This is a genomic window from Sphingobium rhizovicinum (assembly GCF_042647625.1).
GTDB lineage: Bacteria > Pseudomonadota > Alphaproteobacteria > Sphingomonadales > Sphingomonadaceae > Sphingobium > Sphingobium rhizovicinum.
This window is the reverse complement of record NZ_JBHRVU010000004.1, coordinates 1-25,004: the sequence shown is the minus strand read 5'-3', so window position 1 is coordinate 25,004 and position 25,004 is coordinate 1. Positions and strand designations below refer to the sequence as shown.

The 25,004-nt window shown below is 64.2% G+C and carries 22 protein-coding genes and 1 pseudogene; 18 read left to right on the top strand and 5 right to left on the bottom strand.

The window, feature by feature from the left end; genetic code table 11:
• Window positions 1-15: 15 nt before the first annotated feature.
• Genes gyrB through ACFOKF_RS01435 form a run of 4 tightly spaced genes read left to right on the top strand, consistent with a single transcriptional unit; the run spans window position 16 to window position 4,393 of the window.
• On the top strand, window positions 16-2,520 hold the full coding sequence (gyrB, locus tag ACFOKF_RS01450; protein WP_380792433.1) for a DNA topoisomerase (ATP-hydrolyzing) subunit B: 2,505 nt from the start codon (window positions 16-18) through the stop codon (window positions 2,518-2,520).
• A 3-nt stretch (window positions 2,521-2,523) separates the two neighbouring features.
• Entirely contained in the window at window positions 2,524-3,096 is a 573-nt protein-coding gene (locus ACFOKF_RS01445) for a DNA-3-methyladenine glycosylase I (protein WP_380792430.1), read from the top strand.
• Window positions 3,093-3,599 (top strand): membrane-like protein, encoded by a 507-nt coding sequence (locus tag ACFOKF_RS01440; RefSeq protein ID WP_380792427.1) that lies wholly within the window; start codon window positions 3,093-3,095, stop codon window positions 3,597-3,599. The genes ACFOKF_RS01445 and ACFOKF_RS01440 overlap by 4 nt, the downstream gene beginning before the upstream one ends.
• Window positions 3,600-3,640: 41 nt before the next feature.
• Window positions 3,641-4,393, top strand: a complete 753-nt coding sequence (locus tag ACFOKF_RS01435) for a DJ-1/PfpI family protein (protein ID WP_380792424.1) — start codon at window positions 3,641-3,643, stop codon at window positions 4,391-4,393.
• Window positions 4,394-4,499: 106 nt separating this feature from the next.
• Here the strand turns inward: ACFOKF_RS01435 and ACFOKF_RS01430 are convergent, their stop codons facing one another.
• The gene (locus tag ACFOKF_RS01430) at window positions 4,500-6,923 is read right to left on the bottom strand and encodes a ligase-associated DNA damage response DEXH box helicase (RefSeq protein WP_380792415.1); all 2,424 of its coding nucleotides are present in this window, start codon (window positions 6,921-6,923) and stop codon (window positions 4,500-4,502) included.
• A 192-nt stretch (window positions 6,924-7,115) separates the two neighbouring features.
• On the opposite strand from ACFOKF_RS01430, the gene ACFOKF_RS01425 reads away from it, so the two are divergent.
• From ACFOKF_RS01425 to ACFOKF_RS01415, 3 genes are all read left to right on the top strand, one after another.
• Window positions 7,116-7,313 (top strand): hypothetical protein, encoded by a 198-nt coding sequence (locus ACFOKF_RS01425; RefSeq protein ID WP_380792412.1) that lies wholly within the window; start codon window positions 7,116-7,118, stop codon window positions 7,311-7,313.
• A gap of 143 nt (window positions 7,314-7,456) precedes the next feature.
• A complete protein-coding gene (locus ACFOKF_RS01420) occupies window positions 7,457-8,797 on the top strand; it encodes a cystathionine gamma-synthase family protein (protein ID WP_380792409.1) in 1,341 nt (446 codons plus the stop codon).
• Window positions 8,794-9,735, top strand: a complete 942-nt coding sequence (locus ACFOKF_RS01415) for a 2-hydroxyacid dehydrogenase (protein ID WP_380792406.1) — start codon at window positions 8,794-8,796, stop codon at window positions 9,733-9,735. Before ACFOKF_RS01420 ends, ACFOKF_RS01415 begins: the two co-directional genes overlap by 4 nt.
• A gap of 104 nt (window positions 9,736-9,839) precedes the next feature.
• Here ACFOKF_RS01415 and ACFOKF_RS01410 read toward each other — a convergent pair whose 3' ends face one another.
• The gene (locus ACFOKF_RS01410; protein ID WP_380792403.1) at window positions 9,840-10,571 is read right to left on the bottom strand and encodes a hypothetical protein; all 732 of its coding nucleotides are present in this window, start codon (window positions 10,569-10,571) and stop codon (window positions 9,840-9,842) included.
• Between the two features lie 230 nt (window positions 10,572-10,801).
• Between ACFOKF_RS01410 and ACFOKF_RS01405 the strand changes: the two genes are divergently transcribed.
• The 6 genes from ACFOKF_RS01405 to ACFOKF_RS01380 all read left to right on the top strand — a co-directional run bounded on the left by ACFOKF_RS01405 (window position 10,802) and on the right by ACFOKF_RS01380 (window position 18,191).
• Window positions 10,802-11,251, top strand: a complete 450-nt coding sequence (locus ACFOKF_RS01405; protein ID WP_298400077.1) for a DUF3576 domain-containing protein — start codon at window positions 10,802-10,804, stop codon at window positions 11,249-11,251.
• Window positions 11,252-11,346: 95 nt separating this feature from the next.
• Window positions 11,347-13,875: a leucine--tRNA ligase gene (gene leuS, locus ACFOKF_RS01400; protein WP_380792400.1), complete on the top strand. Its 2,529-nt coding sequence runs from the start codon at window positions 11,347-11,349 to the stop codon at window positions 13,873-13,875.
• Between the two features lie 54 nt (window positions 13,876-13,929).
• Window positions 13,930-14,430, top strand: a complete 501-nt coding sequence (gene lptE, locus ACFOKF_RS01395) for an LPS assembly lipoprotein LptE (RefSeq protein ID WP_380792397.1) — start codon at window positions 13,930-13,932, stop codon at window positions 14,428-14,430.
• The gene (gene holA, locus ACFOKF_RS01390) at window positions 14,427-15,455 is read left to right on the top strand and encodes a DNA polymerase III subunit delta (RefSeq protein ID WP_380792394.1); all 1,029 of its coding nucleotides are present in this window, start codon (window positions 14,427-14,429) and stop codon (window positions 15,453-15,455) included. The genes lptE and holA overlap by 4 nt, the downstream gene beginning before the upstream one ends.
• 31 nt (window positions 15,456-15,486) lie before the next feature.
• Window positions 15,487-15,885 carry a peptide-methionine (R)-S-oxide reductase MsrB gene (gene msrB / locus ACFOKF_RS01385; protein ID WP_380792391.1) on the top strand — a complete coding sequence of 133 codons (399 nt, stop codon included), beginning with the start codon at window positions 15,487-15,489 and terminating at the stop codon, window positions 15,883-15,885.
• A gap of 200 nt (window positions 15,886-16,085) precedes the next feature.
• Entirely contained in the window at window positions 16,086-18,191 is a 2,106-nt protein-coding gene (locus ACFOKF_RS01380; RefSeq protein ID WP_380792388.1) for a transglycosylase domain-containing protein, read from the top strand.
• 4 nt (window positions 18,192-18,195) lie between these two features.
• Here the strand turns inward: ACFOKF_RS01380 and ACFOKF_RS01375 are convergent, their stop codons facing one another.
• Window positions 18,196-19,173, bottom strand: coding sequence for an aspartyl protease family protein (locus ACFOKF_RS01375; protein ID WP_380792385.1), 978 nt, complete (start codon window positions 19,171-19,173; stop codon window positions 18,196-18,198).
• Window positions 19,174-19,441: 268 nt separating this feature from the next.
• On the opposite strand from ACFOKF_RS01375, the gene rho reads away from it, so the two are divergent.
• Both rho and ACFOKF_RS01365 read left to right on the top strand, forming a co-directional pair.
• Window positions 19,442-20,698: a transcription termination factor Rho gene (gene rho / locus ACFOKF_RS01370; protein ID WP_298400045.1), complete on the top strand. Its 1,257-nt coding sequence runs from the start codon at window positions 19,442-19,444 to the stop codon at window positions 20,696-20,698.
• 279 nt (window positions 20,699-20,977) lie between these two features.
• On the top strand, window positions 20,978-21,901 hold the full coding sequence (locus ACFOKF_RS01365; protein ID WP_380792381.1) for a methyltransferase domain-containing protein: 924 nt from the start codon (window positions 20,978-20,980) through the stop codon (window positions 21,899-21,901).
• A gap of 94 nt (window positions 21,902-21,995) precedes the next feature.
• Here the strand turns inward: ACFOKF_RS01365 and ACFOKF_RS01360 are convergent, their stop codons facing one another.
• Window positions 21,996-22,964, bottom strand: coding sequence for a quinone oxidoreductase family protein (locus ACFOKF_RS01360; RefSeq protein WP_380792378.1), 969 nt, complete (start codon window positions 22,962-22,964; stop codon window positions 21,996-21,998).
• Window positions 22,964-23,664 (bottom strand): annotated as a pseudogene (locus tag ACFOKF_RS01355) (dienelactone hydrolase family protein). Before ACFOKF_RS01355 ends, ACFOKF_RS01360 begins: the two are co-directional and overlap by 1 nt.
• Before the next feature lie 170 nt (window positions 23,665-23,834).
• Here ACFOKF_RS01355 and ACFOKF_RS01350 point away from each other — a divergent pair.
• The 3 genes from ACFOKF_RS01350 to ACFOKF_RS01340 all read left to right on the top strand — a co-directional run.
• Window positions 23,835-24,086 carry a DUF6489 family protein gene (locus tag ACFOKF_RS01350; protein WP_380792372.1) on the top strand — a complete coding sequence of 84 codons (252 nt, stop codon included), beginning with the start codon at window positions 23,835-23,837 and terminating at the stop codon, window positions 24,084-24,086.
• A 5-nt stretch (window positions 24,087-24,091) separates the two neighbouring features.
• Window positions 24,092-24,673 carry a hypothetical protein gene (locus tag ACFOKF_RS01345; RefSeq protein WP_380792421.1) on the top strand — a complete coding sequence of 194 codons (582 nt, stop codon included), beginning with the start codon at window positions 24,092-24,094 and terminating at the stop codon, window positions 24,671-24,673.
• A gap of 65 nt (window positions 24,674-24,738) precedes the next feature.
• On the top strand, window positions 24,739-25,004 hold a 266-nt coding region (locus ACFOKF_RS01340), incomplete at its 3' end, for a GTPase (protein WP_380792418.1).

Genomic DNA, 25,004 nt, shown 5'->3' with positions numbered 1-25,004 from the left:
CCCTATAGGCTTGGCATGAGCGAAGAACCCGTCAACTCCCCCAACAGCAATGAATATGGCGCCGACAGCATCAAGGTGCTGAAAGGGCTGGACGCCGTGCGCAAGCGGCCCGGCATGTATATCGGCGACACCGACGATGGCAGCGGCCTGCATCATATGGTCTTTGAGGTCAGCGACAATGCGATCGACGAAGCGCTGGCGGGGCATTGCGACCTGATCACCATCACGCTGAACCCGGACGGCTCCGTCAGCGTCGAGGATAATGGCCGCGGCATTCCGACCGGCATCCACAAGGAAGAGGGCGTGTCGGCGGCCGAGGTCATCATGACCCAGTTGCACGCGGGCGGTAAGTTCGAAAATACCAGCGACGACAATGCCTATAAGGTGTCGGGCGGCCTGCACGGCGTGGGCGTGTCCGTCGTCAACGCATTGTCCGAATGGCTGGACCTCAATATCTGGCGCGAGGGCGAGGAGCATTGGATGCGCTTCGCCTATGGCGACGCGACCGCGCCGCTCAAGGTGATCGGCAAGGCGCCAGAGGGCAAGAAGGGGACGCGCGTCACCTTCCTCGCCTCGACCGAGAAGACCCCCGGCGACGGCGGCACCTTCAAGAACCAGATCGAATATGATTTCGAGAAGCTGGAGCATCGCTATCGCGAGCTGGCTTTCCTCAACAGCGGCGTGCGCCTGTTTTTGGTCGACGCGCGGCATGAGGAAAAGAAGGAGGTCGAGCTTTATTATGAGGGCGGCATCGCGGCCTTCGTCAAATATCTCGACCGCAACAAGAATGCGCTGATGCCCGATCCGATCGCGATCGCCGGCACCCGCGACGATGTGACCATCGACGTCGCGTTGGAGTGGAATGATTCCTATTATGAGAATGTCCTCTGCTTCACCAACAACATCCCGCAACGTGACGGCGGGACGCACCTCGCCGCCTTCCGCGCGGCGCTGACCCGCACGCTCAATAACTATGCTGACAAGACCGGTCTGCTGAAGAAGGAGAAAGTCTCCCTCACCGGCGAGGATATGCGCGAAGGGCTGACCGCGATCGTCTCGGTCAAGCTGCCCGATCCCAAATTCTCGTCGCAGACCAAGGACAAGCTGGTGTCGTCCGAAGTGCGCCAGCCACTTGAAAGCCTGATGGCCGACAAGATGGCCGAATGGCTGGAGGAGAATCCGGCCCACGGCAAGATGATCGTGCAGAAGGTGATCGACGCCGCCGCCGCGCGCGAAGCGGCGAAGAAGGCGCGCGAACTGACCCGGCGCAAGGGTGCGATGGACATCGCCTCGCTGCCCGGCAAGCTGGCCGACTGTCAGGAACGCGACCCCGCCAAGTCCGAACTCTTCCTGGTCGAAGGCGATTCGGCCGGTGGTTCGGCCAAGCAGGGCCGCAACCGCCACAATCAGGCGATCCTGCCGCTGAAGGGCAAGATTCTGAACGTCGAACGCGCCCGTTTCGACCGGATGCTGTCGTCCAAGGAAGTCGGCACCCTCATTCAGGCGATGGGCACCGGCATCCGCGACGATTTCAATCTGGAAAAGCTGCGCTACCACAAGATCGTCATCATGACCGACGCCGACGTCGACGGCGCGCATATCCGCACGCTGCTGCTGACCTTTTTCTACCGCCAGATGCCGCAGATCATCGAGGCAGGGCATCTCTACATCGCCCAGCCGCCGCTCTACAAGGCGACGCGCGGCCGGTCCGAAGTGTATCTGAAGAATGAAGCGGCGCTGGAGCAATATCTGGTCGACAATGGCGTCGATTCGATGGCGCTGGAAGGCAGCGACGGCATGCGCACCGGCGACGATCTGCGCAGCCTGATCGAACATAGCCGCCGCATGCGCGCGGTGATGCGCTATGTGCCGCGCCGCTATAATCCCGCCATCATCGAGGCGCTGAGCCTCAACGGTGCGCTCGATCCCGAACTGTCTGCCGACGCGCAGGCCGAGCGGCTGGCCACGACCGTCGCCTGGATGGATGCGCAGGATGTCGAGGGCCGCTGGACCGGCATCGTCGCCGAAGAGGGCGGATTCCATTTCCAGCGGCTGTGGCGCGGCGTCACCGATCATCATGTGATCGAGGGCGGCTTCATCGGATCGGCCGAAGCCCGCAAGCTGCACGCCATCGCCGCCGAAGATGCGGAAAGCTATCGCACCTACAGCCGTCTCGTCACGGTCAAGGCCGCGCTGGCCGCCGAGGCGAGCGACGATGATCTGCCCGCCGCCCCGGCCAAGGGCGCGGTCGTCACCCGGCCGAGCGAACTGCTCGACGCCCTGCTGGCCGCCGGGCGCAAGGGCCTCGCCATCCAGCGCTACAAGGGGCTGGGCGAAATGAACGCGGAACAGCTGTGGGAAACCACGCTGGACCCGGACAATCGATCGATGTTGCGCGTCGAGGTGGAGCAGGCCGACGTGGCCGACGAAATCTTCACCCGCCTGATGGGTGACGTGGTGGAGCCGCGCCGCGAGTTCATTCAGGACAATGCGCTGAACGTCGCCAATCTGGACGTTTGAGCCATGCACGACGCCGCGCTGCCTCGTTGTAGCTGGGTCAGCGCGGCGGACCCGCTTTATTGCGCCTATCATGACGAAGAATGGGGCGTGCCGGAGCGCGATTCGCGCATGCTCTGGGAAATGCTGATGCTGGAGGGGTTTCAGGCGGGCCTGTCCTGGATCACCATATTGCGCAAGCGCGAGGGTTTCCGCGCGGCCTTTGCCGGATTCGATCCGGATCGGGTTGCGGCCTTTGGTCCTGATGATGTCGAACGGCTGATGAGCGATCCCGGCATCGTTCGGGCGCGCGCCAAGATCGAGGCGACGATTCGCGGCGCGCAGATTTATTGCGCAATGCGCGACGCGGGCGAGGATTTTTCCGCCTATGTCTGGAGTTTCGCGAACGGTGCGCCGATCCAGAATGACGGCGTCCATTTTCCGGCAAAGACCGATGTGTCGGAAGCGATCTCCAAAGACCTCAAGAAACGCGGCTTCAAATTCGTCGGGCCGACCATCGTCTATGCCTGGATGCAGGCCATTGGCATGGTGAATGACCATGCCGCCGATTGCTTCCGCCGGGCGCCGCTTCGCCCATGAAGCCGATCGCCGCCCTCCTCCTGGCCATGCTGCTGAGCGGGTGCGGGAAGGGCGATCCGGCGACAAATCAGGCCCAACCCAAAGCAGTGGCCAATGTCATCACGCCGATCAATAACAGCATTCCGGCCAATGCGGCCAGCGATACTCCGCCAGCACCCCAGCCAGTGGCCAAACCCAAGCCCTTGGTTTCACGTGGAACATCGAAAGCGCTTCCGACCCCACCAGACTATCGCGCCATCGGCACCGAACCCTTTTGGGGCGTGACGCTGCGCGGGACGACGGCTCTGCTGGAGCGGCCGGATCATGCGCCGCTGCACTTTGTCGTCCACGACCGGAGCGACGATCGCACCTTGCGCTTTGTCGGCGACGGCTTCGCCCTCAGTGCAACCGAAGGACCGTGCAGCGACGGCATGAGCGAGGCCATCTGGTCCGACCGGGTGCAGATTTCCTTTGCGGACGGCACGCTCAAGGGCTGCGGCGGGATGCGGGAAGACGGCCCCTGATCGTTAAGCGGGGTGAACCATCTGATCCGGAGGACAATATCATGACCGCCGATGCCTCTCGCCGTGATGTGCTGATCGCCTCCACCGCCATGCCGATGCTGGGCCTGTCCTCGCTGGCCTTATCTGCGCAGGCCACAGCGCAAGTCAGCGTGCAACCGCCCGTCCCGGCCAGCGGGCCGAAGAAGAAGCTCGGCATGCTACTGTTCGACGGTTTCGAATTGCTCGACGTGTTCGGTCCGCTGGAAATGTTCGGCATGCTGAAGGATCGCGTCGAAATTCTGATGATCGCGGACAAGGCCGGGCCGGTGAGGAGCGGCGCGGGGCCGCAGGCGATTGCGGATTACGGGTTCGCCGAAGCACCGAAGCTGGACATCGTGATGATCCCCGGCGGCATCGGCACAAGGCGGGAAGTCGGCAATGCGGCTTTCCTGGAATCGATCCGCGCCATCGCCGACGCCACGCCGCAGGTGGCGACAATCTGCACCGGATCCGGCCTGCTGGCCAAGACCGGCCTGATCGACGGGGTGAGGGCGACCAGCAACAAGATGGCCTGGAAATGGGCGACGGCGCAGGGCGCAAAGGTGGCATGGGTGCCGCAGGCGCGCTGGGTGGAGGATGGCAAATATATTTCCTCCTCCGGCATTTCGGCAGGGACGGACATGGCGCTGGGCCTGATCGCGAAACTCTATGGCAAGGACATGGCCCATTGGGTCGCGCATCGCACCGAATATCGCTGGAATGAGGATGCCGCCGACGATCCCTTTGCCGCGATGAACGGGCTGACTGGGAAATAGAGCATAATCCGTTCATACTGAATCGGATAATGCTCTATTTCTCTTTTGTTTTCCGCATTTTCCGAGCCAGCAGATGATGCCATCTGCTTCGAAAATGCTCTAGGTCTCAGTCCGCCCGCATCGCCTCCGCGACCAGCGCTTCGGCCTCCATCAGCAGCGCGTCCTCCGCAGCGCTTTGCGCCACATGCTCCCGGCCGATCAGGATCAGCACCGGCACGGCGAGCGGGCTGACGCGGTCCAGCGGCACATGCAGCATCGTCGTGGCGGCGCGATCGATCAGGTCGCCCAGACGGCCCACATCGGTCATGCGCGCGCGGGCATCCGCCCAGGCAGCCTTGAGCAACAGATGGTCGGGCTGATATTTGCGCAGCACGTCGTAAATGAGGTCGGTAGAAAACGTCACCTGTCGCCCGGTCTTGCGCTTGCCGGGATGCTGCCGCTCGATCAGGCCGGAAATCACCGCCACATCGCGAAAGGCGCGCTTGAGCAGGCTCGACTGTTCGACCCAGTCGACAAATTCATGGTCCAATATGTCGGCGGAAAAGAGGCTGGCCGGATCGGTCACGGGCTTCATGCCATAGACGGCCAGCGCATAGTCGTTGGACACGAAGCCCAGCGGCATCAGCCCCTGACTTTCCATGCGCCGGGTCAGCAACATGCCCAGCGACTGGTGCGCATTCCAGCCTTCGAAACTGTAGCAGACCAGATAGTGCCGCCCCTCATGCGGGAAAGTCTCGATCAGCAGCTGGCCAGGCTGGGGCAGGGCGGAGCGCAGCTTCTGCATTTCCAGCCATTCGCGCACATCGGCGGGGAAACGATGCCATTCCTGCGGTTCGGCAAGAAAGTGGCGGACCCGGTCGGCGAGCCGCGTCGACATGGCCATGCGGGTGCCGCCCCAACTGGGGATGCGCGCCTGTTTCGTGGTGGCGCGCACCACCAGATCGCTCGTGTCCATCCGCACCACCTCCAGCGCCATGCCGGAGAAGAAAAAACTGTCGCCCGGCCGCAGCGTGGCGGCGAACCCTTCCTCCACCGTGCCGAGTTTACGGCCATTGGCGAAGCGCACGGCGAGGGCGGGCTGATCGACGATGATGCCGGCGTTCAGTCGATGCTGCTGAATGAAGCGGGGATGGGAGACGCGCCAAAGCGTATTTCCCTGGCCATCCGCCTCCTGCGTCAGTCGCTTGAAACGATCATAGGCGCGCAGGGCGTAGCCGCCGCCCTCGATAAAGTGCAGCACGGCATCGAACGCTTCTGCCGTCAGCGCGCTATAGGGCGTTGCCGACCGCACCTCTTCCAGCAATTCTTCCGCCCGAAACGGCCCGGCGCAGGCAAGGCCCATGATATGCTGGGCCAGCACGTCGAGGCTGCCGGGGCGGAAATCATCGGCGTCCCGTTCGCCTGCCTCGACGGCATCCAGCGCCGCGCGCGCCTCCAGATATTCAAAGCGATTGCCGGGAATCAGGATCGCTTCGGACGCCATGTCGAGCCGGTGATTGGCGCGGCCGATGCGCTGGAGCAGGCGGGACGATCCCTTGGGCGCGCCCATCTGGATCACGCAATCGACATTGCCCCAGTCGACGCCCAGATCGAGCGAAGCCGTCGCCACCAGCGCACGCAGCTTGCCCGCCGCCATCGCCGATTCCACCTTGCGCCTCGCCTCGATCGACAGGCTGCCATGGTGGATGGCGATCGGCAGGTTAGCGTCATTGGCCGACCAGAGTTCCTGAAAGATGAGTTCGGCAAGGCCCCGCGTGTTGCAGAAGACCAGAGTCGTCTGCCGCGCCTCGATTTCCGCCATCACCTGTGCCGAGGCATATTTGCCCGAATGGCCCGACCAGGGGACGCGCCCTTCGGGAATGAGGATCGCGACATTGGGGTCCGCGCCCGCTTCGCCCAGCACTGGCGTCACCATGTCAATATCGCCATCGGGTGCCAGCCAGGCGCGATAGGCGTCGACATCGGCCACCGTGGCGGAGAGCGCCACCCGGCGCAGCGCGGGATTGATCGCCTGCAATCGCGCCATTGAAAGGTTGAGCAGATCCCCGCGCTTCTGCGTGGCGAAGGCATGGACTTCATCGACGATCACCGTGCGGAGACGATCGAACATCAGCGCCGCGTCGGGATAGCTGAGCAGCAGCGACAGGGATTCGGGCGTGGTCAGCAATATCTGCGGCGGCCGGGCGCGCTGGCGCGCCTTCCGATCGGACGGAGTGTCGCCAGTGCGCGTCTCCACCCGGATCGGCAGCCCCATTTCCTCGATCGGCGTCAGCAAATTGCGCCGCACATCGACCGCCAGCGCCTTCAGGGGCGAGACATAGAGGGTATGCAATCCGTCGACCGGCGCGTCGATCAGGTCCGCCAGCGTCGGCAGGAAGCCGGCCAGCGTCTTGCCCGCCCCGGTCGGCGCGACCAGCAAAGCATGCGCGCCCGCCTGCGCCGCCGCCAGCATATCCATCTGATGCCGGCGCGGCCGCCAGCCCCGCGCCGCGAACCAGCTTTCGATAGGATCGGGAAGGGCGGCCGGCATGCATCCGATGTAGGATGCCCTGTCGCCGCTGTCACGGCCCCCGCGCCTTAGGGCAATCCCCATGTTGGTGCCGCCGCTGCGTTCATGATAGAAATCGTCATTCCCCTCGCCCCCGCGCAACCCCTGACGGAGTCGGGCGTAGTAGCCGTGGCAATGCAGGCGGGGCCGACATATGGAGAGGAAATACGGCCGATGAACGAGAAACAGGACATGCTGCCCCTGCCAGCATCGATGTTTGACGCCTGGTTCCTGCCCTTCGCCTTCTGGAGCGAGTGGTGGAATTTCTATGCTGAAACGCTGAATGTCGCTCATGCATGCCCGGTGCATGAGGGCCCCACACCGAATGACGCCAAAGTCCATGTCGAGGATGAAGAAGGGCTGGTCGCCTGACCCCAGCGGACAGGCTGCGGAATAATCATACAGGGCTGAGAAATATTGTTGCTCAGCCCTCTGGCTCTTTTCGGCAAGGCTGCGTTACACTCCTGCCCATGACAGCGACGCATCAGACGCCGCAAATAGCCAGGAGAAAAAAGATGACCGGCGAAACCCCGCCCCCCGTCACCGAAGCCGAACTGACCGGGGTGGAAGCGCCCGGCAACCGCCGTCGCCCCAAGGCGCCGATCATGGAAATTGACGGCCGCAAGCTGAAGCCCGCCACCTTGATGATGGGCCATGGCTATGATCCGACCCTGTCCGAAGGATCATTGAAACCGCCTATCTTCCTCACCTCCACCTTCGCCTTCGAAAGCGCGGCTGCGGGCAAGCGCCATTTTGAAGGCGTGACCGGCATCCGGCCCGGCGGCGCAGAGGGGCTGGTCTATTCCCGCTTCAACGGTCCCAATCAGGAAATTTGCGAGGACCGGCTGTCCGTGTGGGAGGAGGCGGAAGATGCGCTGCTCTTTTCCAGCGGCATGTCGGCCATCGCCACCACCCTGCTGGCGCTGGTCCAGCCGGGCGACGTAATCGTCCATTCCGCCCCCCTCTATGCCGCGACCGAATCGCTGATCGGGCGCATATTGGGCCGCTTTGGCGTGCAATGGCTCGATTTCCCGGCCGGCGCGACCGAGGCGGAGATTGGCGCGGTGATCGAAAAGGCCAGGGAGCTGGGCCGGGTCGCCCTGCTCTATCTGGAAAGCCCGGCCAACCCGACCAACGTGCTGGTCGATCTGGAGGCGGTGGTTGCGCGGCGCGACTCGCTGTTCGCAGGGGAGGCGCATGTGCCGCCGATCGCGATCGACAACACCTTCCTTGGCCCATTGTGGCACCGGCCAATCAAGCATGGCGCGGATCTCGTCATCTACAGCCTGACCAAATATGCCGGCGGGCATAGCGATCTGGTCGCGGGCGGGGTGCTGGGCAGCAATGCGCTGATCAACGCCATTCGCCTGATGCGCAACACGATCGGCACCATCCTCGATCCGCACAGCGCCTGGATGCTGCTGCGGTCGCTGGAGACGCTGGAACTGCGGATGAGCCGGGCGGGGGAGAATGCGGCGAAGGTCTGCGCCTGGCTGAAGGATCAGCCGCAAGTGGAGAAGGTCGTCTATCTGGGCTTCCCCGAAACGGAGCGACAGGCGGACATTTATCGCCGCCACTGCACCGGCGCGGGATCGACCTTCTCCCTCTATCTGAAGGGCGGGGAGGCGGAAGCCTTCGCCTTTCTCGACGCGCTCAAGATCGCCAAGCTGGCGGTCAGCCTGGGCGGCACGGAGACGCTGGCCAGCCATCCGGCGGCGATGACCCATTTGTCGGTGCCGGCCGAGCGCAAGAAGGCGCTGGCGATCGGCGACAATATGGTCCGCATCTCGATCGGGTGCGAAGACGCGGACGATCTGATCGCCGACTTCGCGCAGGCGCTGAGGCAGATCGGATGAGCGAAGCGCGCCCGGTCGTCCTGATCGCCCAGCCGCATCTGGCGCCCCTGCTGGCGGCGCTGGCGGCGGATTATGACGTCATGCCATTGTGGGAGGAGGCCGGGCGCATGCGCACAGCCGACACACAGGCGCTGGTGACGGCCGGGGAGTTCCGGCTCGATCCGTCGCTGCTGGCGGCGATGCCGCGCCTTGGCCTGATCGCCTGCTTCACCGTTGGTTATGACGGGGTCGATCTGGACCGGGCGCGGGCGCGCAATATCGCCGTGAGCCATGCCGGGGACGCCAATGCGCAGGATGTGGCGGATCATGCGATCGGCCTGATTCTCGCGCATCGGCGCGGAATCGTGGCGGGCGACCGGCAGGTGCGGGCCGGTCAGTGGGTGGCGGGGGCCAAGACGATCACCCGGTCGCTGTCCGGCGCGCGGCTGGGCATCGTCGGCATGGGCGCGATCGGTCTTGCCACCGCCCAGCGAGCCGAAGTGATGCGGATGCCGGTGAACTGGTGGGGACCGCGCGCCAAGCCGGAATTGCGCTCGCCCCGCGCCGACAGCCTGATCGCGCTGGCGCAGGAAAGCGACATTTTGGTGGTGGCGGCGAAGGCCGATGACAGCAATCGTGGCATGATCGATAGGGCGGTGATCGACGCGCTGGGCGCGGGCGGTCTGCTGGTCAATGTCGCGCGCGGGCAATTGGTCGATGAAGACGCTTTGATTGCCGCCTTGCAGGACGGGCGGCTGGGCGGCGCGGCGCTGGATGTGTTCGCGCAGGAACCAACCGATGCGGCGCGCTGGGTCGATGTTCCCAATGTCGTGCTGACCCCGCACACCGGCGGCGCGACCGATGCCGCCGTGGCGCAGATGCTGGAGATGCTGCGCGCCAATCTGCGCGCCTATTTTGCTGGCGAAGCCTTGCCTTCGCCCGTGCCGGGCTTTGGATAAGCGATCAGACTGAGATGCGCCTACCTTCAACCGTTCGCCCTGAGCTTGTCGAAGCGCGAACGGAAATTGAAAATATCTGATTTAAAGCAAGATGCTCAAATCGATCAGAATTTGAAGATGGTGCCCAGATAGACGGCCTGGCTGTCCTGCCGTTCGTCGGTCATCGGCGTCAGGCGACCCGCAACGCTGTTATTATAGCGTAGGCCCGCCGTCACGTTCAGATTGCGCGTCAGCGAATAGGAGCTGGCGAGATCCAGCGAATAATCCTTGTCCGCGGACGGATTGCGCACCGTAGCGCCCGTACCGGCTTCGCGATGGCTCTCGATCAGCATCTTTGTGCTGAACCGATCCTTCTTGCCGTCATCCAGCGAGAAATTCTTGGCGTCGACCATCGTTTCGACCGGCACCGGGTCCAGCGCCTTGCGGCCGACCGAGTCGGGCAGGGCGAACTTGCGCCAGTTGTGCACGCCGTTCAGGCTGAAGGCGACCGGCTTGATGTCCACCGGCGTCAGCGTGCGGTTGACCGCAACGCGATCGTCCGCCGCGCGGACCATCACCGTGACCGAACGCTGGCCGCTCAATGAACCGCTGGTCGGCGTGAAGCGGAAGCCTTCGCTGCTCGCCTTGGCCGCGATGCGCGCATAAGCGGCGGCGAGGCGCGGATCCTTGATCGTCGGCGTAAAGGAGGAGATGCTGCCCAGTGCGCCGAGCGACACGGGCGCCTCCGCGCGCAGCCGAGCCAGTTCGGACACCGCGCCGATCGCAGGAGACAGCATAAAGCCAGCCACGGCAACCGCCGCGCTCGCCAATGCCAGATGTCCCCTATTCACGCGCATGATCCGACTCTGTCCCCACCGACTGATATTTAGAAACGCATTACACCCAGAAAACCGCCACAGGCTAGTGGTAGAACGCCTTTTTGTCGGAGCTGTTGCATCGAATACACAGGGTCGGATGGCCTGCGCGCGATCACCCCGTCGCGTGCGCGCGTCGCGCCCCCTTGCCCCATGGCGCATGACCACTATAGAAGCGGGCAGTTTCTCGTCTTTTTAAGCTAGGACATGCCCTGATGGTCCGCCTTCCCGTCTCCCTTTCTTCCGGCCTGTTGCTGGCTGCCCTCCTGCCGCTCGCGGCATGTGGCGGCGGCTCCAAGGACCGGCCCAAGGCGGACCTCGCCGCGTCGAAGGTGACGACCATCGGCGTCAACGCCTATCTGTGGCGCGCCTCGCTCGACACCCTGTCCTTCATGCCGATGGTGCAGACCGATTCTAACGGCGGCGTGATCGTGACCGACTGGTATGCCAATCCCAACAGCCCCAATGAACGGATGAAGCTGACCGTGTCGATCCTGGATCAGGATCTGCGCGCCGACGCGCTGCGCGTCGCCGCCAGCCGTCAGGTCAACCAGAATGGCCAGTGGGTCGACGCCCCGGTCAAGGCGGCGACCACGCAGAAGCTGGAAGAAGTGATCCTGACCAAGGCGCGCGACCTGCGCCGCATGGCGATCTCCGGCTAAAGCCCTCCCTTCGGGCGTGGATAACGTCCTGTTTTCACACCATTGGGGCTGGGCTTGTGACAAGCCCAGCCCGATCGCATTTGTAAGGAAGAAAGATGCAGAGGCGCTTCAACCCGCTGGAGGCCGACGCCCGCTGGCAGGCGACCTGGGACGAGCAGCAGAGCTTCAGGGCGGATGACGCCTCGACCAAGCCGCGCTCTTATGTGCTGGAAATGTTCCCCTATCCTTCGGGGCGCATCCATATCGGCCATGTCCGCAATTATTCGATGGGCGATGTGCTGGCGCGATTCCGCCGAATGACCGGCCATGAAGTGCTGCATCCGATGGGCTGGGACGCCTTCGGCATGCCAGCCGAAAATGCGGCGATGGAAAAGAAGGTCCATCCCGGCAGCTGGACCCGCGACAATATCGCCAATATGCGCGCGCAGCTGAAAAAGCTGGGCTTCGCGATCGACTGGAGCCGCGAACTCGCCACCTGCGAACCGGACTATTATGGGCAGGAACAGGCGCTGTTCCTGGACATGCTGGAAGCGGGTCTGGTCTATCGCAAGGAATCGGCGGTCAACTGGGATCCGGTCGACATGACCGTGCTGGCGAACGAACAGGTGATCGACGGGCGCGGATGGCGTTCGGGCGCACTGGTGGAGAAGCGCAAGCTGTCCCAGTGGTTCCTGAAAATCACCCAGTTTGCCGACGACCTGCTGGAAGGGCTGAAGACGCTCGACCAGTGGCCCGACAAGGTGCGCACGATGCAGGAAAACTGGATCGGCAAGTCGGTCGGCCTGCAATTCCGCTTCCGGCCGGTTGCGCCGTTTGACACGGACATCGAAGTCTATTCGACCCGCCCGGACACGATTTTCGGGGCGAGCTTCGTCGCGATTGCTGCCGACCATCCGGTGGCGCAGGCGGTGGCGGCGAACAACCCCGACGCGGTCGCCTTCATCGAAAAGTGCAAGGAAGGCGGCACCACGGCCGCCGAACTGGAAACGGCCGAGAAGCTGGGCTTCGACACCGGCCTGACGGTCGCGCACCCCTTCGATCCGGAATGGCATCTGCCGGTCTTCATCGCGAATTTCGTGCTGATGGACTATGGCACCGGCGCCGTCATGGGCGTGCCCGCGCATGACCAGCGCGACCTCGATTTCGCGCGCAAATATATGCTTCCCGTAGAGCGCGTCGTCGCGCTGGAGGGCGAGGCCGACAAGCCGATCCACAACGAAGCCTATACCGGCCCCGGCAATCTGGTGAACAGCCGCTTCCTCAATGGCATGGCCGTGGAAGAGGCCAAGGCCGCCGTCATCGCGCGCGCCGAATCCGAAGGCTGGGGCGCAGGCAAGACCGTGTTCCGCCTGCGCGACTGGGGCGTGTCGCGCCAGCGTTACTGGGGCACGCCGATCCCGGTCATCCATTGCCAGGGCTGCGGCGTGGTGCCGGTGCCCAAGGATCAGCTGCCGGTCGTGCTGCCCGAAGATGTCAGCTTCGACATTCCCGGCAACCCGCTCGATCGCCATGCGACATGGAAGCATGTCGATTGCCCGTCCTGCGGCAAGCCCGCCGTGCGTGAGACGGACACGCTGGACACGTTCGCCGATTCCAGCTGGTATTTCATCCGCTTCGCCAGCCAGCCCAAGGACAAGCCGTTCGATCGCGCCACGGTCGAGCAATGGCTGCCGGTCGGCCAATATATTGGCGGCGTGGAACATGCGATCCTGCATCTGCTCTATGCCCGTTTCTGGACCCGCGCGCTTCAGCATATGGGGCAGCTGGGCTTTGCCGAGCCGTTCACCGGCCTGTTCACGCAGGGCATGGTGACGCACGAAACCTATAGCCGCGAACAGGGCGAGGGGTTGCCCCCCGTCTATTTCGCGCCCGGCGAGATCGACCGGACGTCCGATGGCGCGACGCTGATCGCCGACAACGCCCCGGTCGAGGTCGGCCGGGTCATCAAAATGTCCAAGTCCAAGAAGAATGTCGTCGATCCCGACGACATCATCGGCCAATATGGCGCGGACGCGGTGCGCTGGTTCATGTTGTCGGACAGCCCGCCCGAGCGTGACCTGCCCTGGACCGAGGCTGGGATCGAAGGATCGTGGCGCTTCGTCAACCGCGTCTGGCGTCTGTTCGGCGAAGCCGATGCGTCAGCCGAGGGGCAGGACAAGGCGCTGGACCGCAAGCTGCACCAGACCGTCGATGGCGTGGCCAGGGATATTGAAGGACTGGGCTTCAACAAGGCCGTCGCCAAGATTTACGAGCTGGTGAACGCGATCGAGAAGGCCAAGCCTTCGGCCAGCCGCACCGCCGCGATCCGCGGCCTTGCGCTGCTGGTCGCGCCCATGACGCCGCATCTGGCCGAAGAAGGCTGGGCGGAAATGGGCGGAGAGGGGCTGATCGCCAATGCGGCCTGGCCGGTGGTCGATCCGGCGCTGCTGGTGGACGATGAAGTCACCATCGCCTGCCAGGTGATGGGCAAGCTGCGCGACACCATCACCGTGCCCAAGGGGACGCCGAAGGACGAACTGGAAAAGCTGGCGCTCGCCGCACCCAATGTCATTCGCACGCTGGATGGCGCGACGCCCAAGAAGGTGATCGTGGTGCCGGACCGGCTGGTCAACCTAGTGATCTGACAACATCCGTTCGCCCCTTCGACAAGCAAGGGGCGAACGGTTATGGAGGTCCGCATGAAGCGCATCCTTCCCCTGCTCGCCGTCCCCTTGCTCCTTGCCGGCTGCGGCCTGCGCCCGGTCTTTGGCGGGGGCGGGCATGGCGCGGTCGCGCAGGCGCTGGGCAATGTCGAAGTCGCCCCGATCGAGGGCAAGAATGGCTGGCTGGTGCGCAATGCGCTCAACGACCGGCTGGCCGCCATGCGGGGCGGCGATGGTCCGCGCTACAAGCTGGTGGTGAAGCTGGACGACAATATCAGCGGTTTCGGCCTGCGCTCCGACGCCGCCATCACACGCGAACGGCGCACCCTGCGCGCCCGCTATCAACTGGTCGATCAGGCCACCGGCGCGCAGGTGCTGGACGATACCGCCGGGTCCGACGCGGGCATTGACGTCACGTCGAGCGAATATGCCACGATCGCGGCCGAAGACACGGCGCTGGAACGGCTGTCGCAGACGGTGGCGGATCAGATCGTCACCCGGCTGGCCCTGTTTTCGCGCAAGGCCGCCCATCCTTGAAGGCCAATCGCGGCCAGATGGAAAGGGCGTTGGACGCGCCACCGACCGACATCCGCTTCTTCCTGCTCTATGGTCCCGATGAGGCCGGGAGTCAGGCGCTGGCGAAGCGGCTGGAGCGCGCCATGGGGCCGCAGGCGGAACGGATCGACCTGGACGGCGCCACGCTGAAGGATGATCCGGCCCGCCTGTCGGACGAAGCCGCATCCTTTTCCATGTTCGGCGATCGGCGCTGGGTGCGCATCAGCGGCATGGGCGAGGAATCCGTACCTGCGCTGACCGCCCTGCTGGAGGCGGAGGCGGCGGGCAATCCCGTGATCGCGGTCGCCGGCGCGCTCAAGGCGACGTCGAAGCTGGTCAAGCTGGCGCTGGATCACAAGGCGGCGATGGCGCTGATTTCCTATCAGCCCGACCCGCGCGAGGCGGAGCAGATCGCGATCGGCATCGCGCGCGAAAGCGGCCTGCGCCTGCCGACCGATCTTGCCCGCCGGATCGTGGACCTGGCCAATGGCGACCGCGCATTGATGGCGGGGGAGGTGGAGAAGCTGATCCTCTATCTCGACGCCGCGCCGGATCGCCCGCGTGAGGCCACGCAGGAAGCGCTCGACGCCCTGTCCGCCGACAATCCCGACACGGAGATCGGCCCGCTGGTCAACGCCGTGCTGGGCGGCGACCTGAAAGGGATGCACCGCGAACTGACCAGCCTGACCGAAACCGGCGCGGCCATGGCGTCGGTCATACGGCCGCTGCTGACCCGCGCCATGCTGATCGCCGCGATCCGCGACGCCTTCGACGCCAGCGGCAGGCTGGAAGCCGCCGTTGAATCGGCCGGCAAGGCGGTGTTCTGGAAGGAGAAGGGGCTGGTGACGCGGCAGGTACGCCTGTGGGACGCCACCGGCATCGCCCGCGTCATCCAGCGCCTGCTGGAGGCTGAACGCGCCAGTCGCGGCGGGCGGGGAACGGGCGACCTGATGGTGCGCCACGAATTGCTGGCAATCGCGCGACAGGCCGCGCGCGAGCGGGCTTGATAGACCCGTCCTGCGGGGCCATATTGCTCCCATGGAGAAGATCACTCTGACCGAAGCGGAATGGCGCGAGCGCCTGTCCCCCGAACAATATCATGTGCTGCGCGAAGCCGGCACGGAACGCGCCTTCACCGGCAAATATAACAGCAACAAGGCGGACGGCGTCTATTATTGCGCCGGCTGCGGCGCGGAGCTGTTCGATGCCGATGAAAAATATGACAGCGGTTCGGGCTGGCCCAGCTTCACTGCGCCGGTCGATATCGACGCGGTCGAGGAAATTCGCGACGCCAGCCATGGCATGATCCGCACCGAAGTGCGCTGTGCTGCCTGCGAAGGGCATTTGGGCCATGTCTTTCCCGACGGGCCGGGCGTGAACGGCCTGCGTTACTGCATGAACAGCGCCGGGCTGGATTTTAAGCCGCGCGAAAAGTAGTAGCGACGCCGCGTTGCCGGGCGGCCTTTTACCGGCCGGTGCATGCCAATTTCATCCGGCCTCGATCATGACTGCACACCCCTCGTTCATCGCGGGGTAAAGCGTCGTTCGCCATGGACGGCGCGACGGTCTTTTTCCGCGCCGGTTGCAGGATTTGCGCTGGCCGGGGCCGGGATTAGCGCGTATCCGGGGCGGCACAAATGGCAGGATCAAGCAAGAGCAAGAGCGCCCCGCGGGGTCGCGTGAAGACATGGGCGGTGCGCGGGCTGAAGATCGGCCTGGCGGCGGCAGTGGCTGGATTATTGGCGGTGGTCGTCGCGGTGGTGATCGCGATGCAATCGCTGCCCGACTATAACAGCCTCAAATCCTCCCCCAATGGCCAGATGATCCGCGTCCACGCCGCCGACGGCAGCGTCATCGTATCGCTCGGGCCGAGTTTCGGCCAGTGGCTGAGCTATGACCAGATTCCGCAGGTCATGGTCGATGCGATGGTGTCGACCGAGGACAGGCGTTTCTACCTGCACCCCGGCGTTGATCCGATCGGCATGGCGCGCGCCGCATGGGTCGCGGTGGAACGGCGCGGGCAGGGCCGGCGCTGGCAGGGGGCATCCACGATCACCCAGCAGGTGACGCGCAACATCTTCCTCAACAACAGTTACAGTTTCGGCCGCAAGCTGCGCGAAATGGTGCTGGCGCTGGCGCTGGAGCGGAAATTCTCCAAGCGGCAGATTCTCGAACTTTACCTCAACAAGGTGTATTTCGGCGGCGGCGCCTATGGCATTGATGCGGCCAGCCGCAAATTTTTCGGCCACCCCGCCACCAGCCTGGACCTGCCCGAAGCCGCGATCATCGCCGGTCTGGTCAAGGCGCCGTCCAGCTACTCCCCCACCGCCGACGCCGAAGCAGCCGTCGGTCGCGCCGGCGTGGTGCTGGACCTAATGCAGGAAAATGGCGCGATTTCGGCCAGTGAGCATGCCAATGCCAATCTGGCCGGCGTCCGCATGGCGCCCGAGCCGCCGCAGAACAGCGTGCGCTACTTCACCGATTGGGCGCTGCCGCAACTCGATGTGCTGATCGACGAGCCGAACGAACCGTTGGAAGTCTATACGACGATCGACCTTGGCATGCAGAATGCCGCAACCGCGGCGATCAAGGCCAATGTTCCGGCAGGCACGCAGGGCGCGCTGGTCAGCCTGGACCGCGACGGGGCGGTGCGGGCGATGGTCGGCGGCCTCGATTATGTGACGTCCAACTATAATCGCGCCACCACGGCGACGCGCCAGCCGGGGTCCGCCTGGAAGATCTTCGTCTATATGGCGGCGCTGGAGGCGGGCTATACCCCCGATACGGGCGTGACCGACGAACCAGTGACGATCAACGGCTGGTCCCCGCGCAACGCCAATGGACGCTTCGCCGGCGACATCGATGTGCGCACCGCCTTTGCCTATTCGATCAACACCATCGCCGCCAAGCTGGGCGTGGAAGTCGGCTTCCCGACCGTCGCCGACATGGCGCGCCGCTTTGGCGTGTCGACGCCGATCAACACCCATCCTTCGATGGTGCTGGGCACATCGGACGTGCGTCTGATCGACATGACGCGCGCCGCGGCCTCGATCGCGCGCAAGGGCATTGCCGTGGCGCCCTATGGCATCACCAAGGTCACGACCGCCGACGGACGCCTGCTCTACCAGCATCAGGACGATACCAGCCGCGTGCTGGTGGCCCCCTGGGTCGCCGCCGGCATGACGGACCTGATGCAGACGGCGGTCAGCACCGGAACCGGCAAGGCGGCGCAGATCGGCCGTCCGGTGGCGGGCAAGACCGGCACGACGACCAGCAACAAGGATGGCTATTTCCTGGGCTTTTCCAGCGGTATCACCACCGGCGTCTGGATGGGGCGTGACGATGCCAGGGCAGTTGGCGGGCTACAGGGTGGGCGTGCGCCGGCTCGGGCCTTTGCCGACTATATGAAAGTCGCCGTCGCCAAGCGCCCGGTCGAGCAATTCGAGACGGAAGTCACCCTACCCGAATGGCAGCTGGAGCCGGACGATGAAGCCTATTATGGCCAGCCCGACAACGGCATGCAGTCGGGCGGCATGATGGTCGATGAGAACGGCCTGCCGATTGATCGCGCCCGCCCCGGCGGATCGGATGCGGAAAGCGATGCCGACGAACAGCAGATGGAGGTAGACCCGCAGGATCGTCCCCAGCCGCCCAAGCTGGACCAGCAATGGATCGACAATGTGCTGGGCCGCGATCGGCAGCGCCAGCAACAGCCGCAGAACCGGCCGACGCAGGGGCAGTAAAACCTTATCCCTTGCCCTGATCGTTCGCGGCAAAGCGCGTCTTTTCCAGCGCGCTGGCGTCAGGCAGCAGGAAATCGACCTTGCCCCGGCCGAAATCGATCGCCACCCGATCGAATATCCGCAGCGCGCTGATCCCCAGCAGCAACGCCGGCTTGTCCTCCAGCCCCAGTTCCGCGAACGGACTGGCGTCGGCGAAGAGCACCGGCACCTCGATCAGGTTGACGCGCCCCATGCGCACCGACTTGATCCGCCCGACCTGCCCGGTCAGCGTGCCGCCAGTCACGCTGGTCAGCGTCGCTTCCATCATCGCCGGCGCGCGCTTCTTGGCGATCAGCCGGTCGCGCAGCGCCAGATTGCCGATGCTGAAATTGGTTCCGGTATCCAGCATGATATTGACCCGCATGCCGTTGACGTCGGAATCGAGCAGGATCAGCTGGCCGCGCTTGCGCCGCGCCTCCACGACGATCGTGTCGGGATCGACCGACACGCGCCGATTGGGTCCGCTATTGGCGATTTCCATCCGCCCGGTGCGGAAATTGAGCGTCACCCGCTTGGCATGCAGGCTGTCGAGGCCGAGCAGGCCCGGCGCGCCCAAATTCTCTCCCTCCAGCACCGGCGCCTGAATATCGTCGATCATGTTGCCGCCAAAGCCCAGCCGGGGCAGGGCGACGGTGTGCGCTTCCGACCGGCCAGTCATGCTGAGGATCGTGACCGTGTCCCGCGGCGGCAGCGCCAATTGCTGGGCCAGTTCGCGGGCGATGACGGTGCGCTGCGATCCGGTGTCGATGATGAAGTTCCACGGCCCCTTGCCGCCGATCGAGATGGGGATGGTGACGCGCGCATCGGGGTCCGTAGTCGTTCGGACGACCGAAGGCGGCTGGTCGGGGTCAAGCGCCGGGGCATCCTGCGCGGCCAGCGGGGATCCGCCGATCGCCAGCGCGATCCCCAGCGAGGCCCATGTCGAGACAGGGAAGCGTCCCATATCCTCGTCCTTCAAATTTTCTTATGCGCTTCTTATATCATGACAGCCGGCCATCGCGCCAGCGGCTCGACTGGCCGTCCAGGCGCGCTTTATGGCGATTTTCCGTTGAAATCCGTCATCATCCTGCCTTGACGAGACAGGCGACGGATCGCTAAACGCAAATCTATCTCTCCTCGCCCGTCCGGAGCGAGGGTTTCCGGCTTTCCTGTCCGGCTATCTCCTTCCTTTCCCATCATTTTTCTTTCCACCGCATCGGACCGACTCGCAAATGCACCTCAAGGACCTCAAAAAGACTGTTCCCGCCGACCTCGTCACCATGGCCGAGGAATTGGGCGTGGAAAGCGCATCGACGCTGCGCAAGCAGGACCTGATGTTCGCGATCCTCAAGGCCGAGGCGGAAAATGGCGAACAGATCATGGGCGAGGGCACGATCGAGGTGCTGCCGGACGGCTTCGGCTTCCTGCGCAGTCCCGAAGCCAACTTCCTGGCCGGTCCCGACGATATTTACGTCTCGCCCAATCAGGTCCGCAAATTCGGCCTGCGCACTGGCGATACGGTGGAAGGCGAAATCCGCGCGCCCAAGGATGGCGAGCGCTATTTCGCCCTGACCAAGCTGCTCTCGGTCAATTTCGACGATCCCGATGTGGTCCGTCATCGCGTCAATTTCGACAATCTGACGCCGCTCTATCCCGAACAGAAATTGCGCCTCGACACGCTGGACCCCACGGTCAAGGACAAGTCGGCCCGCGTCATCGACATCGTCAGCCCGCAGGGCAAGGGCCAGCGCACCCTGATCGTCGCGCCGCCCCGCGTCGGCAAGACCGTGATGCTCCAGAATATCGCCAAGGCGATCACCGACAACCATCCCGAAGTCTTCCTGATCGTCCTGCTGATCGACGAGCGCCCGGAAGAAGTCACCGACATGCAGCGCAGCGTGAAGGGCGAGGTCGTGTCCTCCACCTTCGACGAGCCGGCCACCCGTCACGTCCAGGTCGCCGAAATGGTGATCGAAAAGGCCAAGCGTCTGGTCGAGCACAAGAAGGACGTCGTGATCCTGCTCGATTCGATCACACGCCTCGGCCGCGCCTACAACACCGTCGTCCCTTCGTCGGGCAAGGTGCTGACCGGCGGTGTCGACGCCAACGCCCTTCAGCGCCCCAAGCGCTTCTTCGGCGCGGCGCGTAATATCGAGGAAGGCGGCTCGCTCTCCATCATCGCCACCGCGCTGATCGACACCGGCAGCCGTATGGACGAAGTCATTTTCGAAGAGTTCAAGGGCACCGGCAACTCGGAAATCGTGCTGGACCGCAAGGTCGCCGACAAGCGCATCTTCCCGGCGCTGGACGTCGGCAAGTCGGGCACCCGCAAGGAAGAATTGCTGGTGGAAAAGCCGACCCTCAGCAAGATGTGGGTGCTGCGCCGCATCCTGATGCAGATGGGCACGGTCGATGCGATGGAATTCCTGCTGGACAAGATGAAGGACAGCAAGACCAACGAAGATTTCTTCGCGACGATGAATCAGTAAAACGACCGGCGATGCTGCGGCATCGCCCGCCAACTGGTTTTTATGAAAGCCGGATCGGCCGACGCCCGCTCGTCTGCCGATCCGGCTTTTCCCTTATCGCAATGTCCGCTGTTGACGATGCCATCACATCTTCCCAGGCATCCTGGCATCCGCTCAACGCCAAAGATCTGCATCATCTCGGCTGCAATTTCTCCAGTAAACAGCGCATAGTAACCGCTTGTGATTGCTAACCTCAACGGTTAGCGTCGCCCGTCTCCAAAGGGGAAGGGGTCTCCATCAATGTCAGAATTATCGCACATCTTCGATCAGATGCGGGCCAGCCCGATGAATGATTGGGTGGGCGGGTCCGACCCCGAACTGGTGGGCGACGCATCGATCGGCATTCTCACCCGATTGCTGCCGCTACATAACCAGTCCCGGATTCTGGATTTTGGCTGCGGCATTGGCCGTGGTCTGGTGTCGCTGTGGAAGGCCGGGGTTCGCCCTGAACAGCTGATCGGCATGGACATCATGCCGCCGGTGATCGATTTCTGCGACCAGCAGATCGCGCCATATCTGCCCGGCACCAAATTCGAGCTGATCACCGGCGCCAATCATCATTATGACGCCTTCATCGATCGTCAGGCTGGCAAGTCGCAATCGGCGCTGAGCGAGCAATATCGCGACAATTTCACCGATGCCTATGCCTTTTCGGTCTTCACCCATGTCACCCAGGCCGATTTCCAGTCCTTGCTGCATTTCGTTTCGTCCATGCTGCGTCCCGGTGGGCGCTTCATGTTCACCTGCTTCGAACTGAACGACTTTTCCCGTCACATGGTCCTGTCCGGGCAAGCCCTTTTCCCGCTCGATCCCGAACGGATGCGGCGGGCGGGCGACGTCCTGACCGGTAATGACGCCGACCCCCTGGCCTTCATCGCCTTCGACCGGGCATTGATCCAGAAGATGGTGTGGAATGCAGGGATGGCGATCACCAAGGTGGATTATGGCTGCTGGATGGGCGGCGGGCTAGGCGGCGGTTTGCAGGACGCTATCGTCTGCACCAAATTGCCGCTGCTCCAGGCCGTCGACCAGATCCAGCACACGGCTCTGGTCGCGCGCGACGCGCCGGCAACCGAGCCTGCCGCCCCCATCGATCTGCCTCAGGATAGCGAGGCGCCGTCGCGTTTCCGCAAGATGATGCAGCATTGGCGCCCGCGCAAATGACATTGCGGTGGAGCGGAGGGGCAACGCTGCTCCGCTCAACCACCCCTGTCATGATGGGGCACTACCAGCACAGCAGCGAGCAGCGCCCTCATCGTCAGGGGATCAGCACCGTCGCCCCTGTCGTCTGGCGCGCCTCCAGCGCACGATGGGCCTGCGCTGCATCGGCAAGCGCGAAACGCTGGCCAATCTGCGCCTTCACCACCCCGTTCTGCATCCGGTCGAACAGCCGCCCGGCGGTGTGCGCCAGTTCATCCGCCGTCGCGATATAATCGAACAGGGTAGGGCGGGTAACGTAAAGCGATCCGCCACGGCTGAGGTCGAGCAGACTGACCGGCGGCACCGCCCCCGACGCATTGCCATAGCTGACCATCAGGCCGCGCCGCTTAAGACTGGCGAGCGAAGCGCCCCAGCTATCCTTGCCCACGCCGTCATAGACCACATCGACGCCCTTGCCCCCGGTCAGGTCGCGCACCGTTGCGGCCAGATCGTCAAACGCGCCGGACAGGCTGTGATCGGCCTCGACAGAGGCCGCCTTTGCCGCCGATCCGCAATGGGCGATCACGATCACGCCCTTGTCCCGCAGCCATGGCACCAGGATCGATCCGACACCGCCAGCGGCAGCATGGACCAGCGCCACCTGCCCGGCCTGTAGCGCGATCGTGTCTTCCGCCAGATAGCAGGCGGTCATGCCCTTGAGCATCATCGCGGCGGCGTCCTCGCTCGACACGGCGTCGGGGATTTTCACCGCCCGATCGGCCGGGACGATGCGATGCGTGGCATAAGCGCCCAGACCGCTGGCGCAGCCGACCCGATCGCCGACGGCAAAGCCGTCGACACCCGCGCCCACGGCGACGACCTGCCCGGCGCCCTCCGACCCCAGCGGGGTGGGCAGGGGGGCGGGGTAAAGGCCGGTGCGATAATAGGTGTCGATGAAGTTGAGGCCGACCGCATCCTGCGCGATCAGCACTTCGCCTTCGCCCGGTTGGCCCGGATCAAAATCCTCGCGCGCAATCACCTCCGGCCCGCCATGGCTGCGGGCCACCATCCGCCATGCGCCCGACATCAGGCAAGCGCCGCTGCGAAGAAGTCCGCGGTCCGCTGGTCCGCCAGTTGCGCGGCGTCCTCGACCCGGCGATTGCCCGTCTCGGCCGCGAAGCCATGGTCCAGCCCTTCATAATCATGCAGCGTCACATGGCGATTATCGGCCAGCCCGTCATGCATCGCCTTTTGCGTTTCGGGGGACACGAAACCATCATTGGTGGGAATATGCAGCATGGTCGGTTTGCCGATGGCATGCTGTTCCCCAGAAGGCCATCGATGCCCACGCCATAATAGCCGACAAAGGCATCGCCATCGGTGCGGCAGGCGCTCATGAAGGCGATGCGGCCGCCCAGGCAATAGCCGACGACGCCCACCTTGCCTGCGCCGCCAAGGGCAGAGCGCGCCGCCTTGATGGTCGCCTCAATATCGCGGATGCCCTGATCCTGATTGAACTTCGGGATATAGGCCAGCGCCTGCTCCATTTCCGCCGGCACATCGGCATCCAGTTCGACATGCGGCTCCAGCCGCCAGAACAGATCGGGTGCATAGGCCAGATAGCCTGCCTTCGCCCAGCTCTCGCATTTATGGCGAATGCCTTCATTCACGCCGAAAATTTCCTGGATGACGATAATCGCCGCGCGCGCTTCGCCTTCAGGCTGCGCCACATAGGCGTCGAATTGCGCATCCCCTTCCAGAGTGTCGATCGGGGTGAAGCTGCCCATGCCATGATCCTTCCGCGGAGTGAGATTGGGTCGCATATTGGCCGATCCGGGGAGTCGCGCAACCACCTGCCGCGTTTAAAATTTGCGTTGATGCGGCTATTTGCGGCATGACGGCACGACGCGATCAAACGGCCCCATGCGGCCGGCCGCCAACAGGGAAGAGCAGGGACATGAAAGTATCCGTCGACGTGGATTGCACGCCCGCCGAGGCCCGCGCCTTTCTGGGCCTGCCCGATGTCACGCCCATTCATGACAAATATGTCAAGACGATGCTCGACAGCTTTGATGGCGTCGGCAGCGTCGAGCAGATGGAAACGCTGTTCAAGAGCTTCTCGCCACTGGGCGATGCGGGCATGCGCCTGTTCCAGCAGATGATGAATGTCGGTCTGGCGGGCATCGGCGGCAAGGACGAGAAGAAATAAGGTCCGTGTCGAAGGGTCAAGACGACAGCATTTTTGCCCTGTCGAGCGGTGCGCCGCCAGCGGGGATCGCGGTTATCCGGATCAGCGGGCCACGGGCGCGCAGCGCGCTGGAGGCGCTGGCGCGGCGCATCCCCACGCCCCGCACCGCCAGCCTTGCCCTGCTGAAAGATCCGCGCGACGGCAGTCCGCTCGATCGCGCCCTGCTGCTCTGGCTGCCCGGTCCCGCAACCGTCACGGGCGAGGATATGGTCGAACTCCATTGCCATGGCGGCCGGGCCATCGTCGCGGCGGTGGAGGATGCGCTGGCCGCCATGCCTGGATTGCGCCGGGCGCAAGCGGGCGAATTCACTCGCCGCGCCTTTGCTCATGGGCGCATGGACCTGAACGCGGTCGAGGGTCTGTCCGATCTGCTCTCCGCCGAAACCCAGGGCCAGCGCCGCGCGGCGCTGCTGATGGCGGAGGGGCATTTTTCCCGCCGGATCAATGGCTGGCGCAATGAATTGCTGACCCTGTCCGCCATGGCCGAAGCGGCACTCGATTTCTCCGACGAGGATGATGTGCCCGATGACGCGATCGAGGCGCGATAGGGCAGGGCATCGCCGCGCTGGCGCAGGATGTCGGCGCTATTCTCGCCGCGCCATCGGCCGAGCGTTTGCGCGACGGCGTTCGCGTGGTGCTGGCCGGCCCGCCAAATGCCGGCAAGTCGACCTTGCTCAATGCATTGGTCGGCCGGGACGCGGCGATCGTATCCGACATTGCCGGCACCACCCCGCGACCGGATCGAAGTGCCGGCCGCGATTGGCGGCACCGCCTTTCTTTCACCGATACCGCCGGCCTGCGGGACGAGACGAGCGACGCGATCGAGGCGATCGGCATCGACCGCGCCCATGCGCGCTGGAGGCGGCGGACATCATCCTG